Raw genomic sequence first — 15437 nt, 5'->3', positions numbered from 1 at the left:
CGGCGGGCGAAAGATGCCAGGCTCCAGCGCGTGAGCAGGCATACGGCACTTCTCGGCGCGACCCTCCTGGGCCTCGTCGCCGTCCTCGTGCGGATGGCGTTCGGGCGCCCCGATCTGCTGCGCTGGTATCTGGCCGGGTGGGCGCTGTTCGCCGTCGCGCTGTGGCTGGCCAGGAAGCTGCCCGCGCGCCGGCTCACCGTCCTGGTCGTGGCGGGCGGCATCGCCGTGACGGCCACCGGCCTGGTCGCCCCGCCGAGCACCAGCACCGACTCCTACCGGTACGCGTGGGACGGCCGGGTGCAGGCGGCCGGCGTCTCGCCGTACGACCATCCGCCCGCCGACCCGGCGCTCGGCGCGCTGCGCGACGGCTGGCTCTTCCCCGGCGACTGCGACGCGCCCGACCGGGCCAAGGTCGCCGAAGGGGTGTGCACCCGGATCAACCGGCCCGCCGTGCACACGATCTACCCGCCGCTCGCCGAGGCGTACTTCCTGGTGGTGCACTGGCTGTCGCCCGACGGCTCCCGGCACAAGGTCCTGCAGCTCGGCGGCGCGCTGATGGCGATCGCGGTGCTGCTGGCCCTGTGCCGGTGGGCGGGCGCGCGCACCGCCGCCTACTGGGCGTGGTGCCCGGCCGTGCCCGCCGAGGCGGTGAACAACGCGCACGTCGACATGCTGGGCGTGCTGCTGGTGGTGCTCGCCTTCTGCGTGGTGCGCGGCCCGGGGGCGCTGCTCGGCGCGGCCGTCGCGGCCAAGCTGCTGCCCGGCGTCACGCTGCCCGGCGCGCTGTCGGGGGTGCTGCGGGACGGGGTCCACTGGCGGCGGATCCTGGCGGTCCTGCTGCCCGCCGGGGCGGTCGTCACGCTGGCCTACCTGCCCTACGTGCTCACCTCGAACGCTTCGGTCCTCGGCTACCTGTTCGGCTACTTCCAGGAGGAAGGGTACGAGGCGCCGTCGGCCCGGGAGCGGTACGCCGTGCTGCGGCTGGTGCTGCCGGACGCCTGGGCGCCGTACGCGGCGATCCTGCTGCTCGGCCTGATCATCCTGTACGTGCTCCGCCGGGGAGATCCGGATCGGCCCTGGGCCGGCGCACTGGTGGTGACCGGCTCGCTCCTGCTGCTGCTGACGCCCGAATACTCCTGGTACGCGCTGCTGGTGGTGGCGCTGGTCGCGCTGGACGGCCGGTGGGAGTGGCTGGGCGTGGCGCTGGCCGGGGCCGTCAGCTACCTGTTCGGCCCGGCGACACTGGCCTACACCGTGGCCGCGCTGGTCGTCGTGGCCGGTTGGGCCGTGCGCCGTTTCCACGACTCTCCCACCGTCACACCAGCAGGAGCGCGACCATGATCCTTCAGTCTCCTTCCGCCCGGTTCGCCAGCCGCCTGCTCAAGACCCTCCCCACCCGGTTCACCAGCCGCCTGAGATCGGAGGGGGTCGCGGCGAAGCTCGGCATCTGGCTGGGCGTCAGCTTCACCGTCGCCTTCGCGACCGGCTTGTTCAGCCACTTCACCCAGCATCCGCCGGCCTGGCTGCTGTGGCCGTCCCGGCCGGTCAACCTCTACAGGGTCACCCAGGGCCTGCACGTCATCGGCGGCATCGCCACGGTCCCGCTGCTGCTGGCCAAGCTCTGGACGGTCTACCCCAAGCTGTGGCAGTGGCCGCCGCTGCGTTCCGCCGGCCACGCCGCCGAGCGGTTGTTCGTGCTCCTCCTGGTGGCGGGGGCGCTGTTCCAGCTGGTCTCGGGGCTGTTCAACATCGCCTACTACTATCCCTACCCGTTCGGCTTCCTCCAGGCGCACTACTGGACGGCCTACATCGTGTACGGCGCGCTCATCGTGCACGTCGTCAACGAGTGGGCCAAGGTCCGGCGGCACCTGTGGACGCGTGTGGAGGATCCGGGCCGGCGGCGCTTCCTGCACACCGTGGCGGCGGCCTCCGGCCTGACCGTCGTGCTCACCGTGGGGGAGGCGGTCACGCCGCTGGAACGGCTGGCCCTGCTGGCCCCGCGCAACCCGGGCGTCGGCCCGCAGGGCGTGCCGGTCAACAGGTCGGCGGTCGCGGCCGGGGTGACCGAGCTGATCGACGACCCGGCGTACCGGCTGGTCGTGACGGGCGCCGTACGACGAGAGCTGTCCTTCACCTACGCCGAGCTGGTGCGGCTGCCGCAGCACACCGTGCGGCTGCCGATCGCGTGTGTGGAGGGCTGGAGCGTGGAGTGCGAGTGGACGGGGGTGCGGCTGCGGGACCTCATCGAGAGTGCGGGCGGCTCGTCCGAGGCGTTCGTGAGCGTGGAGTCCCTCGAACGGGGCGGCTCCTACCGCGTCAGCGAGGTCCGGCCACCGCACTGGCAGGATCCGCTGACCCTGCTCGCCCTGAGGATCAACGGGCAGGTGCTCGATCCCGACCACGGCCATCCGGTGCGGCTGATCGCCCCGAACCGGCCGGGGGTCATGCAGACCAAGTGGGTCACGACGGTGAGGGTGTCATGAGGTGGCTGGGTTACGCGATCGGCGGCGCTTTCGTCGCGCTCGGCCTCACCGGGCTGGTCCAGGACATCGACCCGGTCGGCTGGGCGCTGTGGGCCGGCGGCGTCCTGGTGGCGCATGACGCCGTCCTGGTGCCGGTCGTCCTGCTGGCCGGAGTGGTCGTGCGCAGGGCGGGCGGCCCGGTGCGGGCGGGTCTGGTCGTGGCCGGGCTGGTGACGCTCGCGACGCTGCCGACGGTGCTCGCGCTGGGCAGGCGGGCGGACAACTCGTCGATCCTCCCCCTGGACTACGGCCGCAACCTGCTGATCGTCCTGGTGCTGGTCGCGCTCGCCTCCGGGATATACGAGACATGGACGCGGGCCGCCCGGGGCAGGGCCGCCCGAGGCCAGGGAAAACAGGGCGACCGGCCGGGCTGACCCCGGCTACACTCCGCAGGCTTGTTCGCCTGAAGGAGAGCTTTGACGAAGAATGACCTGATCGTGCGGCCCATCGCCGGACGCGAAGAGCTTGAGCTGTTCTGCCGCCTGCCGTACGTGCTCAACGACGAGCTGGCCGACGATCTCGACGCCGGCCGACGGCGGCCCGAGTGGATGTGGGTGGCGCTGCGTGGCGAGCGCCTCGTCGCCAGGCTGGCCTGGTGGGCGCCGCGCCCGGACGCCCCGCCGGCCGTCCTGGACACGCTGGACCTGGACGACGCCGCCCGGTCACCGGAGCTGCTCGACGTCGCCTCCCTGCTGCTCAGCACCGCGACGGCGGCGGTGCTGCCGGCCGGTGCCCAGCCGCCCGAGTACGCCCGGTTCATCCCTCCGGGGTGGCGCGAGGACGAGGCGGACAGGCAGGTCGTCGAGGACCGCATGACCGTCCTCGAACGCGCCGGCGCCGAGCTCCTCGTCGACCGGCTGCGCTTCGAGTGGCGGCCCGGGACGCCGGTGCCCGAGCCGAGCGGACGCCTGAGCTTCCGGCCGGTCGGCGACCGCGGCGAACTCGTCGAGCTGATGACCCTCGTCCTGGAGGGCACCCTCGACGCCCACAGCCGGGCCGACCTGACCCGAATGCCCGCCGCCCGGGCGGCGGCCGAGCAGTACGACGACGAGCTGGCGCACTACCGCAGCCCGCGCGACTGGTGGCGGATCGCGACCACCCGCGACGGTGATCCCGTGGGGTTCGTCATCCCGGCACGCAACAACTACAACCCGATCATCGCCTACATCGGCGTCCTGCCGGCCCACCGTGGCCAGGGCCACATCGGCGACCTGCTCGCCGAGGGCACGCGGATCCTCGCCGCCCAGGACGTGCCGCGCATCCGGGCGGCCACGGACGCCGGGAACGTCCCGATGGCCCGCGCCTTCCACCGCGCCGGGTACGCGCACTTCCAGAGTGAGATCAACATGGCCTGGGGCCGCTCACCCGGGGAGTGACGAGGCGCGGCTCTCCAGCACGGCGGGGCGGGCGGCGGCCAGCACGAACCCGCTCGCCAGGCGGGCCGGGATGCGCCGCAGGGAGATGGTCAGGTCCTGGTCGGGGACGTCGTGGTCGAGCCGGGCCAGCCGCACCGCCAGGGCCCGCAGCAGCGCGACGGTGATGTCCTCGCCGGGGCAGCGATGGCCGGTGTCCGGGTCGCCGCCGCCCTGCGGGATCAGGTCGAAGGCGCCGATCCGGCGGTCGACGAAGCGCTGCGGCTCGAAGGCGTAGGGCTGCTCCCACAGGCCGGGATCGTGGTTCTGGCCGTAGACGTCGAGCAGCACCAGGCTGCCCGCCGCGATGCGCTCCCCCTGCCAGGACAGATCCTTGACCGCCCGGCCGCCCACGAACGGCGCGAAGGGGTAGAACCGGCGCACCTCCTGCGCGAACGCCTCGGCGTAGTCCGCGTCGCCCGCGCGCAGCACGGCGCGCAGGTGCGGCCACCGGTGCATGGCGTGCGCCGCGAAGGTCACGTACCAGCACACCGCCACGGTCGGGCGGAGGATGTTGAGCAGCTCCACCGCTGCCACGCGCGGGTCCAGCGGCTCGCCGTCGAGGTAGTGGTGGCGGACGACCACGTCGAGCGCCGATCCGGCCGTCGCGATCACCTCGCCGGCACGTACCCGCCGCACCAGGTCGGCCAGCCATATCTCGCGGCGCTCGCGGGCGAGCCGGGCCCGCCAGTTCCGGGGCCCGCCGCTGCCGAACCCGTCGACCATGGCGACCAGGTCGAAGGCCAGATCCGGCACCTCGGCCGGGTCCAGCGGGATGCCGGTCCACCGGCACACGCCGCGGGTCAGGACCTTGGCCGCCTCGTCGAAGAGCACGACGCGCCCCCACGAGCCGGCCGCCTCGTCCCATGCCTCGGTGGTGTGCGCCACCAGGCCGGGCACGCCCTCGCCGGTCAGCAGTGACATGAACATCGCCTTGCGCGCGCGGTGGGCGGCGCCGTCGAGGGTGTGCACCGCTCCCTGCCCGACGAGGGTGCTCTTGACCAGGCCGGGCAGGGCGGTGTGCCGCTCGATGTGCGTCTCGTCGTAGAAGAAGCGCGCCGCCTCGGGGCCGCACAATCCCGCCGTGCGCCGGCCCATCAGGCGGGTGTGCACGACCGGCCGGGAGGTGCGCCGCCGGAGGCCGGGCAGCCAGCCGTAGCCTTCGAGCATGAGGAAGATCGTCTCGTCCAGCTGAAGCATGCGCTCCGGTCTGCCCGTGTCATTCCCCCTAAAACCGGATGACCGGTACGTACGATAGAGGAGGTACTTATGTTGTTATAGCGTCAAAAAATCGTCCGCATCCTAGGGACTGGACCGATCCTGAACATGAGCGACAATCCCGCCGAGCCGGCCTGGGCTCGGGTCGACACGACCGTGCCGCACTCCGCCCGGGTATGGGACTTCCTGCTGGGCGGGAAGGACCATTTCGCCGTCGATCGCGAGGTCGGCGAGACCTTGCTCCGCGTGTTCCCCGACTTCGTGATGGTCGCCCGCCTGCAGCGCGAGTTCCTCGCCCGCGCGGTTAACTACCTGGTGAGCGAGGCGGGCATCCGGCAGTTCCTCGACATCGGCACCGGCCTGCCCACGGCCGACAACACGCACGAGCTGGCGCAGCGCCTCGCGCCGGAGTCCCGGGTCGTCTACGTGGACAACGACCCCATCGTGCTGGTGCACGCCCGCGCGCTGCTCACCAGCACCCCCGACGGCGCCACCGACTACCTCGACGCGGACGTCCGCAACCCGGAAGCGATCCTCGACGGGGCCGCCAGGACGCTCGACTTCTCCCAGCCCGTCGCGGTCATGATGCTCAGCATCGCGGGCCAGGTCACCGATGACGACGACCCCAAGGGGATCATCGACCGGCTGATGAGCCCGCTGGCCTCCGGCAGTTTCCTGGCCCTGAGCGACGGCGTGAACACCAACCCCGCGCTGGTGCAGGCCGTCTCCACCTACAACAAGAGCGCCGCCAACACCTACCAGTTGCGCAGCCCCGAGCAGGTGGGTGGCTTCCTGGCCGGTCTCGACCTGGTGGCGCCCGGCGTGGTGCCGACGCCGGAGTGGCATCCGCCCCTGGACCGCTGGGACGAGCCGCCGACCGTGGTGAGCGCGGTCTGCGGGGTGGCCAGGAAACCCTGAGTTGATAGCCTGACCGCAGGTGAGCCGGGAAGTCTGGTCGGCAGCTCTGTCGTCGACCCCTGAAGGACCGCCATGCGCGCTCGCGATCTACTCGTACCCTTTCCGACCGTCACCCTCGACACCCCGGTGGCGGAGGCGGCCCGCCTGCTGGCCGACCAGGACCTGCCCGGCCTGATCGTCGTGGACGGCGACGGCATGCCCTCCTCCATCCTGCCGGGCACGCAAGTGCTGCGGCTGGCCGTCCCCGGCTACTGCCAGGACGACCCGGCGCTGGCCCGGGTCATCGACGAGGCACACGCCGACACCTTCCTGCGGGTGCTGGCCGACCGCACCGTACGCGAGGCACTGCCACGGGAGAAGCGCGAGCTGCCGGTCACCGACCCGGACGCCACCGTGCTGGAGATCGCGGCGCTGATGGCCCGCACCCACAGCCCGCTGGTCGCCGTGGTGGGCGAGCGAGGGCTGGAGGGAGCGGTCACCCTGCAGGCGCTCATGGACCGGGCGCTGTCCGCGTGACGGCTCTCGCCTGGCTGTCGGTGGCGGTGTTCCTCGGCGCGTACGCGCTGATCGCCACCGAGAAGATCCACCGCGTCGCCGCCGCGCTCGGTGGCGCGGGCATCATGCTGCTGATCCACGCCACCGACGCCGGCGCCGCGTTCTTCTCCGAAGAGACCGGCATCGACTGGAACGTCATCTTCCTGCTGCTCGGCATGATGGTGATCGTCGGTGTGCTCAAGCAGACCGGCATCTTCGAATATCTCGCCATCTGGGCCGCCAAACGGGCCCGCGGCAAGCCGTACCGGCTGATGGTGCTGCTGGTCGTCATCACCGCGCTCGCCTCCGCGCTGCTCGACAACGTCACCACCGTGCTGCTGATCGTCCCCGTGACCTTCCTGGTCTGCGAGCGGCTGACGCTGCCCGTGGTGCCGTTCCTCATCGCCGAGGCCATGGCCTCCAACATCGGCGGCGCCGCCACCCTGGTCGGCGACCCGCCCAACATCATCATCGCCAGCAGGGGCGGGCTGTCGTTCAACGACTTCCTCGTGCACATGGCGCCGATGGTGGTGATCCTGATGATCGTCTTCATCGGGCTCTGCCGGATCATGTTCCGCAAGGCCTTCCGCTACGACCCCGAACGCGCCGCCGGCATCATGGAGCTCAACGAGCGCGAGGCGATCGCCGACTGGCGGCTGCTCTGGCAGAGCCTGGCCGTGCTCGCCCTGGTGATGGTCGCCTTCGTGCTGCACCCGGTGCTGCACTACGAGCCCTCCATCGTGGCGATCCTCGGCGCCGGCATCCTGGTGGCCGCCACCAAGGTCACCACGCAGGAGGCCATCGCCGAGGTCGAATGGCCCACGCTGGTGTTCTTCGCCGGGCTGTTCGTCATGGTCGGCGCCCTGGTGGAGACCGGCGTCATCGGCCAGATCTCGCGCCTGGCCGTGGACGCCACCGAGGGACAGCTCGGGCTGACGACGATGGTGCTGCTCGGGGCATCGGCCGGCTTGTCGGCCATCGTGGACAACATCCCCTATGTCGCCACGATGAGCCCCATCGTGGCCGAGCTCGTCGAAGCCAACGGGGGCAACGCCGACGCGCAGGTGCTGTGGTGGGCGCTGGCCTTCGGCGCCGACCTGGGCGGCAACGCCACCGCCGTCGGCGCGGCGGCCAACGTGGTCGTCATCGGCATCGCCGCCCGCAACCGCACGCCGATCAGCTTCTGGGAGTTCACGAAGTACGGGCTCGTCGTCACGGTCGTCACCGTCTCGCTCTGCGCGCCGTACCTGTGGCTGCGCTACCTGATGTGAACACCGGCGTCATCGGAACCGTACGGGAGCCGTGAAGATCTGTGCTCCCTTGACGGGGTGCAGAGCCTGACGAATGCTGCGTCTGCGTACCTTGAGGCATGGAGGGGGCAGGAATGATGGCTGGTGACAGGCATGACGAGTCCCGATACCTCCCGATCGGGGAGCACGGGCTGATCGGCGACCTGAGGACCGTCGCGCTCGTCGGGACCAACGGCACGATCGACTGGTACTGCTGTCCGCGCTTCGACTCGCCGAGCGTGTTCGCCTCGCTGCTGGACGCCGACAAGGGCGGCTCGTTCGAGCTGACCGCCGACACGCCGGCCAGGACCAAGCAGTTCTACTTCCCCGACACCAACGTGCTCATCACCCGGTTCTTCGCCGAGGACGGCGTGGGGGAGATCCAGGACTACATGCCCATCCCGGAGAACTCGCGCGAGGCCGACCGGCACCGGATGATCCGCCGGGTGTCCTGCGTACGCGGTGCGCTGCCCTTCCGCGCCCAGATGGCGCCCCGCTTCGACTACGCCAGGCAGGCGCACACCGTACACCTGGCGGGAGAACGCGCGACGTTCGCGTCGCCGTCGCTCACCCTGGCGCTGACCGCGAGCGTTCCGCTGGAGACCGACGGCCAGGACGTGCGCGCGTGGTTCAAACTGCACGAGGGAGAGTTCGCGGTCTTCGCCCTCGATCACGTCGGCCCCGGCGTGGAGCCGCGCGGCTGCCCGATCTCCGAGGCCGAGAGCGAGTTCGCCGCCACGGTCAGTTACTGGCGGCACTGGCTGTCCGCCTCCCGGTACCGCGGGCGCTGGCGGGAGGTGGTCCACCGCTCCGCGCTCACGCTGAAGCTCCTCACGTACGCGCCGACCGGCGGGATCGTCGCCGCCCCTACGACCAGCCTGCCCGAGCAGATGCACGGCGAGCGCAACTGGGACTACCGGTACGTGTGGATCCGCGACGCCGCGTTCTGCGTGTACGCCCTGCTGAGGCTCGGGTTCACCGAGGAGGCGGAGGCGTTCATGGGCTTCCTGTCCGAACGCGTCCCGCTCGACGACGGCGGCCGCACCGGGCCCCTGCAGATCATGTACGGCATCGACGGCCGCCGGGACCTGCCCGAACAGGAGCTGAGCCACCTGGCGGGCTACCGTGGATCTTCGCCGGTCCGGATCGGGAACGGCGCCGCCGAGCAACTCCAGCTCGACATCTACGGCGCGCTCATCGACTCCATCTACCTCTACAACAAATGGGGCGAGCCCATCGCCAGCGACCGCTGGGACCAGCTGTGCAGGCTGGTGGACTGGGTCTGCGAGAACTGGGACCGGCCGGACGAGGGCATCTGGGAGACCCGTGGCGGGCGCAAGGACTTCGTGTACTCGCGGCTGATGTGCTGGGTCGCCATCGAACGCGCCATGCGGGTGGCCACCCAGCGTGGCCTGCCCGCCGACATGCGCCGCTGGCGCGAGTGCCGCGACGCGATCTACCGCCAGATCATGCGGCGTGGCTGGTCGGCCGACCTTCAGGCGTTCGTCCAGCACTTCGACGACGACGTCCTGGACGCCTCCGTGCTGATGATGCCGCTGGCCAAGTTCGTCTCACCGACCGACCCCAAGTGGCTGTCCACCCTCGACGCGCTCGGCGACCAACTCGTCTCCGACTCGCTGGTGTACCGCTACGACCCCGAACGCAGCCCCGACGGGCTGCAGGGCATGGAGGGCACGTTCTCGATCTGCTCGTTCTGGTACGTCGAAGCACTCGCCCGCGCCGGCCGCCTCGACGACGCCCGCCTGGCCTTCGAGAAGATGCTGACGTACGCCAACCACCTGGGCCTGTACGCCGAGGAGATCGGCCACACCGGCGAGCAACTCGGTAACTTCCCCCAGGCGATCACCCACCTGGCCCTCATCAGCGCCGCTTTCAACCTCGACCACGCCCTCGGCTGACCGGCTCACCGCGACGCATCACGTGGCCGACTCGCCCGTCCTGATGTCCTCGCCGCTGCGCCAGAACTGCGTGCACGCCCACAGGCCGAACGCCATCGCCGGCACGCCGACCGACAGCAGCACGGTCATGACGGCGGTCGCCTCCTGGACGTCCTCGGCATCGCCGAAGTCGCCGGCCGGGAGGTACGCCATCATTCCCCAGATGAGCGCGCCGGCCACGATCATGAGCATCGCGGCCCCGCAGATCCACAGGTCGAGCCGCCACCCGTAGGAGAACGAGCGCCAGAACGGCTGCGCCCTGCGGATGACACGCCCGCCCGGGCTCTTGGCCGCCTGCCGCCGGTACCAGCGGGCGTAGAAGGTCTTCTTGACCAGTGAGCCGAGGACGGCGCCGTTCACCGGCGTGATGATCGCGCCCCACAGGAACCAGGAGAAGAAGATGTCGGAGTCCCAGTCCAGGGTCCAGGGCAGGCCGAGCAGCGCCCCGGCCAGCACCGCGAGCCCGACGAACCACGCCAGGTGCATCGGCGTGGACAGCAGCCGGATCTCCGACTGAAAGCTCCCTTCAGGCCCCTTCTTGCCCCGCTGCTGTTTCGACACCCCGATCGACCCGCGCCGGGTGTACTCCAGGATCCACATCGCGCACATCAGGAGCATGCCGATCCAGCTGAACACATACGGGTTGTTGATCACGCCGAGCAGCCCGCCCGAGACGTCGGCCCGCCCTTCCCCGGTGTGCCAGGACACCAGGGTGAGCACCCCGGGGAGCAGCGTGGCCAGGAAGAAGAGCACGCACAGCGTGAAGACGATCCACCAGAGGACGCTGGGTCGCCCCTTGCCGCCCCCGAGTCTGCCGTCCTTGCCGAGGATCGCGTACCCGATCATGTTCGTGGGGTTGGGCCTGTCCATGGCAGTCCATTTCGCTCGGCTGGCGTTCCCGACGGCGTGGGTGGCGCCTGTGCGGCTATGACGTACGGGGGATCTTATGGGGCGGTAGCGCATCCACGTGCGGCCGGTCTTGGGCGCTTGACGCTCAGATGGAAGTGGTCTATTACTTACATCTAGTTCAGCTGTACGACTGGCTTGATCGGCGTGCATGCTGCCCATTTAATAAAGTGGTCAACCGCTTGTATACATCAGGGAAGGTTCAGACATGAGCGACACCGTCTCCACACCGCAGAGCACCGACAGCGTCCGGGCTGCCGCGCAGCAGACGTTCAGGAACCACCTGGACCACCTGGCCGCCGGGCGGATCGCCGAGTGGGGGGAGCTGTTCACCGAGGACGGGGTGCTGGAGTTCCCCTACGCACCGAAGGGCTACCCGGCCCGGATCGTGGGCAGGCAGGAGCTGCGCGGGCACCTGAGGAGCTTCTCCGAGAACTTCCGCGTCGAGTTCACCGACCTGCGCTTCCACGAGACCGTGGACCCCTCGCTGGTCATCGCCGAGCTCAAGAGCGAGGGCGTCGCCCTGGCGACCGGCCGGCCCTACAACCAGACCTACATCTCCGTGGTGGAGACGAAGGACGGCAGGTTCAGCCGCTACGTCGACTTCTGGAACCCGCAGGTGGCCATCGAGGCCCTCGGCGGCGGCACTGACGACATGGTGTCGGCGTTCAGCGACTGAAGGCGTAGGTCACCGCCGGCCCCCGTCGGGGGCCGGAACGGACCAGGCGGTTTGACGCCCCTGCGGGATGTGGTTGATTACTTCCATGGAAACCAGGACACGGCAGCGTTCCACCGCCGAGGAGCGCCGGGCCACGGTCATGCGCACGGCGATCAAGTCGTTCGCCGCGCGCGGCTACTACGGGACCTCGACGATGGACGTGGCCAAGGCCGCGGGCATCTCGCAGGGATACCTGTACCGGCTGTTCAAGGACAAGGAGACGCTGTTCGCGGCCCTGGTCGACTACTGCTCGAACCGCCTGCGGGAGTCCGTGGCCGCCGCGGCGGCGTCGGTGCGGAGCACCGACCCGGAGGTGGTCCTGCGAGCCCTGACCGCCTCGTACGACCAGGTCATCGCCGACCGTGACGTGCTGATGATCCTCATGCACGCCCAGGGCTGCGCGGGTGAGCCGGTCATCGGCGAGGCGGTGCGCCAGTGCTACGCCAAGCAGATCGAGTACATCCGCGCCGTCTCCGGCGCCTCCGACGAGCAGATCCGCCGCTACTTCGCGGACGCCCTGCTCAGCAATGTCGTGGTGGCGATCGACGCCGCCGCCGTCGACGCCCCGTGGGCACGCACGCTACGCGCGTAGCGACACCTTTCCCCGCGCACCGGCGGCCGGCAGAGCCCGCCTGGCTCGGTCATCCGCTGGTGCGCGCCCACGTGAGAATGCTCGATCCATTCCCGCGGCGCGCCGCGCTCCTGCAGCCGGTGGAGGCGTACCTCGTCCGGGCAGTCGAGCAGCGCCCAGCGCACCGGCGCGGCCCAGCGGCCGCCCGGGGCGAGCTCCTCCGGATCGGGCACCGGGCACAGCAGGACGCCATGTCAGGTTCGTCAAGCCCTGGTGGAGAAGCTGCCGTCGTGCGGAAGGAAGCGGCAGGTTGGCGGCGGATCGGGCGGAACGTGAGGGTCTCGCATGCGGATGGCCCTCACCATCGGCTCATGGGTGAGCCGTGGGTCGCGACCGTGGCCGGGCGGAGCCCCTGGCCATGGAGCAGCAGTAAACCTCACCCGTGAGGAGATCACATGATCAAGGCCACGACACGCACGGACCTCTGGAACCCGAAGACCTACGACGCGTTACGCAGGCAGCTCATTCCCTCGTTCGATCTGCTCTACGCCGGCGCGGCCGAAGCGGTCGCCGCCAGTGTGGCGTCCGATGCCGGCATCCTGGATCTCGGCGCCGGTACCGGACTGCTCAGTGCCACCCTCCGGCGGCGGTTGCCGCAGGCGCGGCTGACCCTGGTCGACCATTCCGACGACATGCTCGACCAGGCCCGAGCCCGCTTCGCCGGCGACGACCTCGTCACGACGCGCATCGCCGATCTGACCGGGACGCTGGAGGGCGGCCCCTTCGGCGCCGTCGTGTCAGCGCTGGCGATTCACCACCTTCCGCACGAGGAGAAGCGGCGCCTGTTCGGGCGCATCAGGGACGTGCTCCAGCCCGGGGGCGTCTTCGTCAATGTCGAGCAGATTCTCGCCCCATTCCCGTCGCTGGAGTCGCTGTACGACACTCAGCACGAAAGGCATGTCCTCGACTCCGAGACCCCGCCGGACGAGTGGGCCGCCGGACGCGAACGCATGAAGCACGACATCTGCGCCGACCTGGAAACCCAGCTTCGCTGGCTACGGCAGGCCGGATTCGACCAGGTCGACTGCCTGGTCAAGAACTGGCGCTTCGCCACGTACGCCGGCTGGACCCGGGCGTGACCGTGCTCTACGACGCCTTCCACTCAGCCGCGTCGGCTCGGCTGGACAAGTGCGCGGTCCGGACGGCCGACGGCGCCGTCATCAGCTACGCGAAACTGCTAGCCCTCGTCGGCGGAATCGCGGGCGGCCTCCGGCGGGCAGGCGTACGAGAAGGGCACACCATCGCCACTTCGCTGGGCAACAGCCCCGGCTACGTGGCACTCATCCTGGCGACGGCCCGGATCGGCGCTTCCTACGTGCCGATGATCCGCGAGTTCGGCCAGGGCGATGTCGAAACCGCCCTCGCTCTCACCCGAGCCACCCTCATGGTGGTGGACGGGAGCAGGTTGGAGCTCCGCGCCGCCATCCCCCACGTGGGCCTGGACGAGCTTTCGGCCGCCGATCCGCTGCCGTACGGGGAACCGCACCGCCCATCCCCGGGAGTGTTCCGATACCTGTGGACCTCGGGCTCGACGGGATTCCCCAAGCTCATGTCCTGGCGGCAGGACAAGTTCCTCGCCGAGCGGCAGCGATGGATCGCGCACACGGGACCGCGCGACACCGACGTGTTCTTCTGCCGGCACACGCTGGACGTCGCCCACGCCACCGACCTGCACCTGTTCGCCGCCCTGCTCGCAGGCGCGGAGCTGGTGCTGGCCGACGTCGAGTCGACCCCGTACGAACTCCTCACGCACCTGTCCGCCTGCGGAGCCACCGTGATGAGCGCCCTGCCCCGTCACTATGAGCAGCTCGTCCAGGCGGCCCGTGCCGGGGCGTGCCCCGATCTGACGAGTCTGCGGCTGCCGTTCTGCGGCGGTACCTATCTCAGCCCGGCGGTCGTCCGCGACTGCGCCGACATACTCGGTGTGCGCATCCGTCAGCTCTTCGGCTCCACCGAATTCGGCCTGGCGGCCGTCAATCTGGACGACGTCGTCCAGGACGAGGGGGCCATGCCCCTGGTGCCGGGGGTCGGCGCCCGGCTGGTGCCTCTCTCCCCGGGCACAGCCGACATCGGGGAGCTGGTGCTGCGTTCGCCCTGGACGAGCGAGGGATACCTGAACGATCTCGATGCCCACGCGCGTACTTTTCGCAACGGAGAGTACTGGACCGGCGACATCGCCCGCCGCGATGGCGACGGACGGTACCGGATCCTCGGCCGGGCATCGGAGACACTGCGCTCCTCGCACGGTCCCATCTGCACTCCCATGCTCGATGCGGACCTGGTCGCGAACTGTCCGGTGGCCGAATCCGTCAGCCTCGCCACCCGGCCGGGAGCGTACGACGAGAACGTCCTGGTGGTCGCTCGACCCCTAGATGTGCCGGACGCGGACGCCGTCGCCTCCATCGGGAGCCGGCTGGACCACCACGGGCTCGTGGGGGACATCCACATCGTGGACGCCGTTCCGTACACCGCTGTGGGGAAGCCCGACAAGGCGCTGCTGCGCGAACGAGTGGCGTCAGGCCCCCTCGTACGCCGCTCGCGGCGCGAAGCCACCGGAACCATGGTGATCGTGCCCGGGTGGGGGATGACCGCCCGCTACTTCGACCGGGCCGTGGCCGACCTGCGCACCGACCACGACGTCATCACCATGGACCTGCGCGGCCACGGGGCGAGCCCGCCGGCTCCTCCGGACTGGACGATCGGCGAGGCGGCAGAGGAGGTGCACGACCTCATCGAGCGTCGAGACCTGCACGGGATCACGCTGATCGGATGGTCGCTGGGCGCCGGCGTCGCCTACTCCTATCTCCACCGGTTCGGAGCCGACCGGGTGTCGAGGCTGGTGTCGATAGAGATGTCGCCCCGCCTCCTGTCCGAGGACGGCTGGGAACACGCCGCCTTCGGCGGCCTCGACCGCGCGGGCGCCCGCGACGTGGGACGGAGCGTCGTGGCGGAGCGCGATTCCTTTCTGGAGGGCTTGGTCCGCAACTGCTTCGCGGTCGGCACGGAACCCGACCAGGACCTGCTGAACGGGCTCATCGCCGAGTCGAAACGCTGCACGGCGACCGCGTTGCAGGCGCTCTGGACAGACGCCCTGGCCCAGGACTGGCGGACGCAGATCACCGGGATCACCGTTCCGACCTTGCTGATGCATGGGGCGAAGAGCCAGATCTTCCCCACGGACATCGGCAAGTGGATGGCGGACGCGATGGCCGACGCCACGCTCGTCACCTTCGCCGACAGCGGCCATCTCCCCTTCGTCGAGGAAACCGAGAAATTCGTCTCCGAACTCCGGAAATTCAGCGCGGGAAGGCCTGGCGAACATGGATGACAT

General features: G+C 70.2%; 14 protein-coding genes. 12 read left to right on the top strand and 2 right to left on the bottom strand.

Features of this window, described 5'->3' with window-relative positions:
- Nucleotides 1–30 precede the first annotated feature (30 nt).
- Genes ACTMTF_RS40780 through ACTMTF_RS40765 form a run of 4 tightly spaced genes read left to right on the top strand, consistent with a single transcriptional unit; the run spans nt 31 to nt 3898 of the window.
- Nucleotides 31–1341, top strand: coding sequence for a glycosyltransferase 87 family protein (locus tag ACTMTF_RS40780; RefSeq protein WP_441115470.1), 1311 nt, complete (start codon nt 31–33; stop codon nt 1339–1341).
- The gene (locus ACTMTF_RS40775) at nt 1338–2483 is read left to right on the top strand and encodes a molybdopterin-dependent oxidoreductase (protein ID WP_441115469.1); all 1146 of its coding nucleotides are present in this window, start codon (nt 1338–1340) and stop codon (nt 2481–2483) included. The genes ACTMTF_RS40780 and ACTMTF_RS40775 overlap by 4 nt, the downstream gene beginning before the upstream one ends.
- Complete coding sequence (locus ACTMTF_RS40770) at nt 2480–2896, top strand: hypothetical protein (RefSeq protein ID WP_441115468.1); 417 nt, start codon at nt 2480–2482, stop codon at nt 2894–2896. Before ACTMTF_RS40775 ends, ACTMTF_RS40770 begins: the two co-directional genes overlap by 4 nt.
- Nucleotides 2897–2938: 42 nt before the next feature.
- Nucleotides 2939–3898 carry a GNAT family N-acetyltransferase gene (locus ACTMTF_RS40765; protein WP_441115467.1) on the top strand — a complete coding sequence of 320 codons (960 nt, stop codon included), beginning with the start codon at nt 2939–2941 and terminating at the stop codon, nt 3896–3898.
- Here ACTMTF_RS40765 and ACTMTF_RS40760 read toward each other — a convergent pair.
- Entirely contained in the window at nt 3884–5134 is a 1251-nt protein-coding gene (locus ACTMTF_RS40760) for a cytochrome P450 (protein ID WP_441115466.1), read from the bottom strand. The genes ACTMTF_RS40765 and ACTMTF_RS40760 overlap by 15 nt on opposite strands.
- A 126-nt stretch (nt 5135–5260) precedes the next feature.
- On the opposite strand from ACTMTF_RS40760, the gene ACTMTF_RS40755 reads away from it, so the two are divergent.
- The 4 genes from ACTMTF_RS40755 (at nt 5261) to ACTMTF_RS40740 (ending at nt 9812) form a co-directional block, all read left to right on the top strand.
- Complete coding sequence (locus ACTMTF_RS40755) at nt 5261–6070, top strand: SAM-dependent methyltransferase (protein ID WP_441115465.1); 810 nt, start codon at nt 5261–5263, stop codon at nt 6068–6070.
- A 72-nt stretch (nt 6071–6142) separates the two neighbouring features.
- Nucleotides 6143–6586 (top strand): CBS domain-containing protein, encoded by a 444-nt coding sequence (locus ACTMTF_RS40750; RefSeq protein WP_441115464.1) that lies wholly within the window; start codon nt 6143–6145, stop codon nt 6584–6586.
- A complete protein-coding gene (locus tag ACTMTF_RS40745; protein WP_441115463.1) occupies nt 6583–7875 on the top strand; it encodes an ArsB/NhaD family transporter in 1293 nt (430 codons plus the stop codon). The genes ACTMTF_RS40750 and ACTMTF_RS40745 overlap by 4 nt, the downstream gene beginning before the upstream one ends.
- Before the next feature lie 113 nt (nt 7876–7988).
- On the top strand, nt 7989–9812 hold the full coding sequence (locus tag ACTMTF_RS40740; RefSeq protein WP_441115462.1) for a glycoside hydrolase family 15 protein: 1824 nt from the start codon (nt 7989–7991) through the stop codon (nt 9810–9812).
- Between the two features lie 18 nt (nt 9813–9830).
- Here the strand turns inward: ACTMTF_RS40740 and ACTMTF_RS40735 are convergent, their stop codons facing one another.
- Entirely contained in the window at nt 9831–10721 is an 891-nt protein-coding gene (locus tag ACTMTF_RS40735) for a hypothetical protein (RefSeq protein ID WP_441115461.1), read from the bottom strand.
- 244 nt (nt 10722–10965) lie between these two features.
- Here ACTMTF_RS40735 and ACTMTF_RS40730 point away from each other — a divergent pair, with 244 nt between their 5' ends.
- The 4 genes from ACTMTF_RS40730 to ACTMTF_RS40715 all read left to right on the top strand — a co-directional run bounded on the left by ACTMTF_RS40730 (nt 10966) and on the right by ACTMTF_RS40715 (nt 15434).
- On the top strand, nt 10966–11436 hold the full coding sequence (locus tag ACTMTF_RS40730; protein WP_441115460.1) for a nuclear transport factor 2 family protein: 471 nt from the start codon (nt 10966–10968) through the stop codon (nt 11434–11436).
- An 85-nt stretch (nt 11437–11521) separates the two neighbouring features.
- Entirely contained in the window at nt 11522–12067 is a 546-nt protein-coding gene (locus ACTMTF_RS40725) for a TetR/AcrR family transcriptional regulator (RefSeq protein ID WP_441115459.1), read from the top strand.
- A gap of 434 nt (nt 12068–12501) precedes the next feature.
- Entirely contained in the window at nt 12502–13185 is a 684-nt protein-coding gene (locus ACTMTF_RS40720; protein ID WP_441115458.1) for a class I SAM-dependent methyltransferase, read from the top strand.
- Nucleotides 13182–15434 (top strand): alpha/beta fold hydrolase, encoded by a 2253-nt coding sequence (locus tag ACTMTF_RS40715; RefSeq protein ID WP_441115457.1) that lies wholly within the window; start codon nt 13182–13184, stop codon nt 15432–15434. Before ACTMTF_RS40720 ends, ACTMTF_RS40715 begins: the two co-directional genes overlap by 4 nt.
- Nucleotides 15435–15437 lie beyond the last annotated feature (3 nt).

Source organism: Nonomuraea sp. ZG12 (genome assembly GCF_052068115.1).
Taxonomy (GTDB): Bacteria; Actinomycetota; Actinomycetes; order Streptosporangiales; family Streptosporangiaceae; genus Nonomuraea.
The sequence above is the reverse complement of the archived record's forward strand: the minus strand, read 5'-3'. Positions and strand labels throughout refer to the sequence as shown.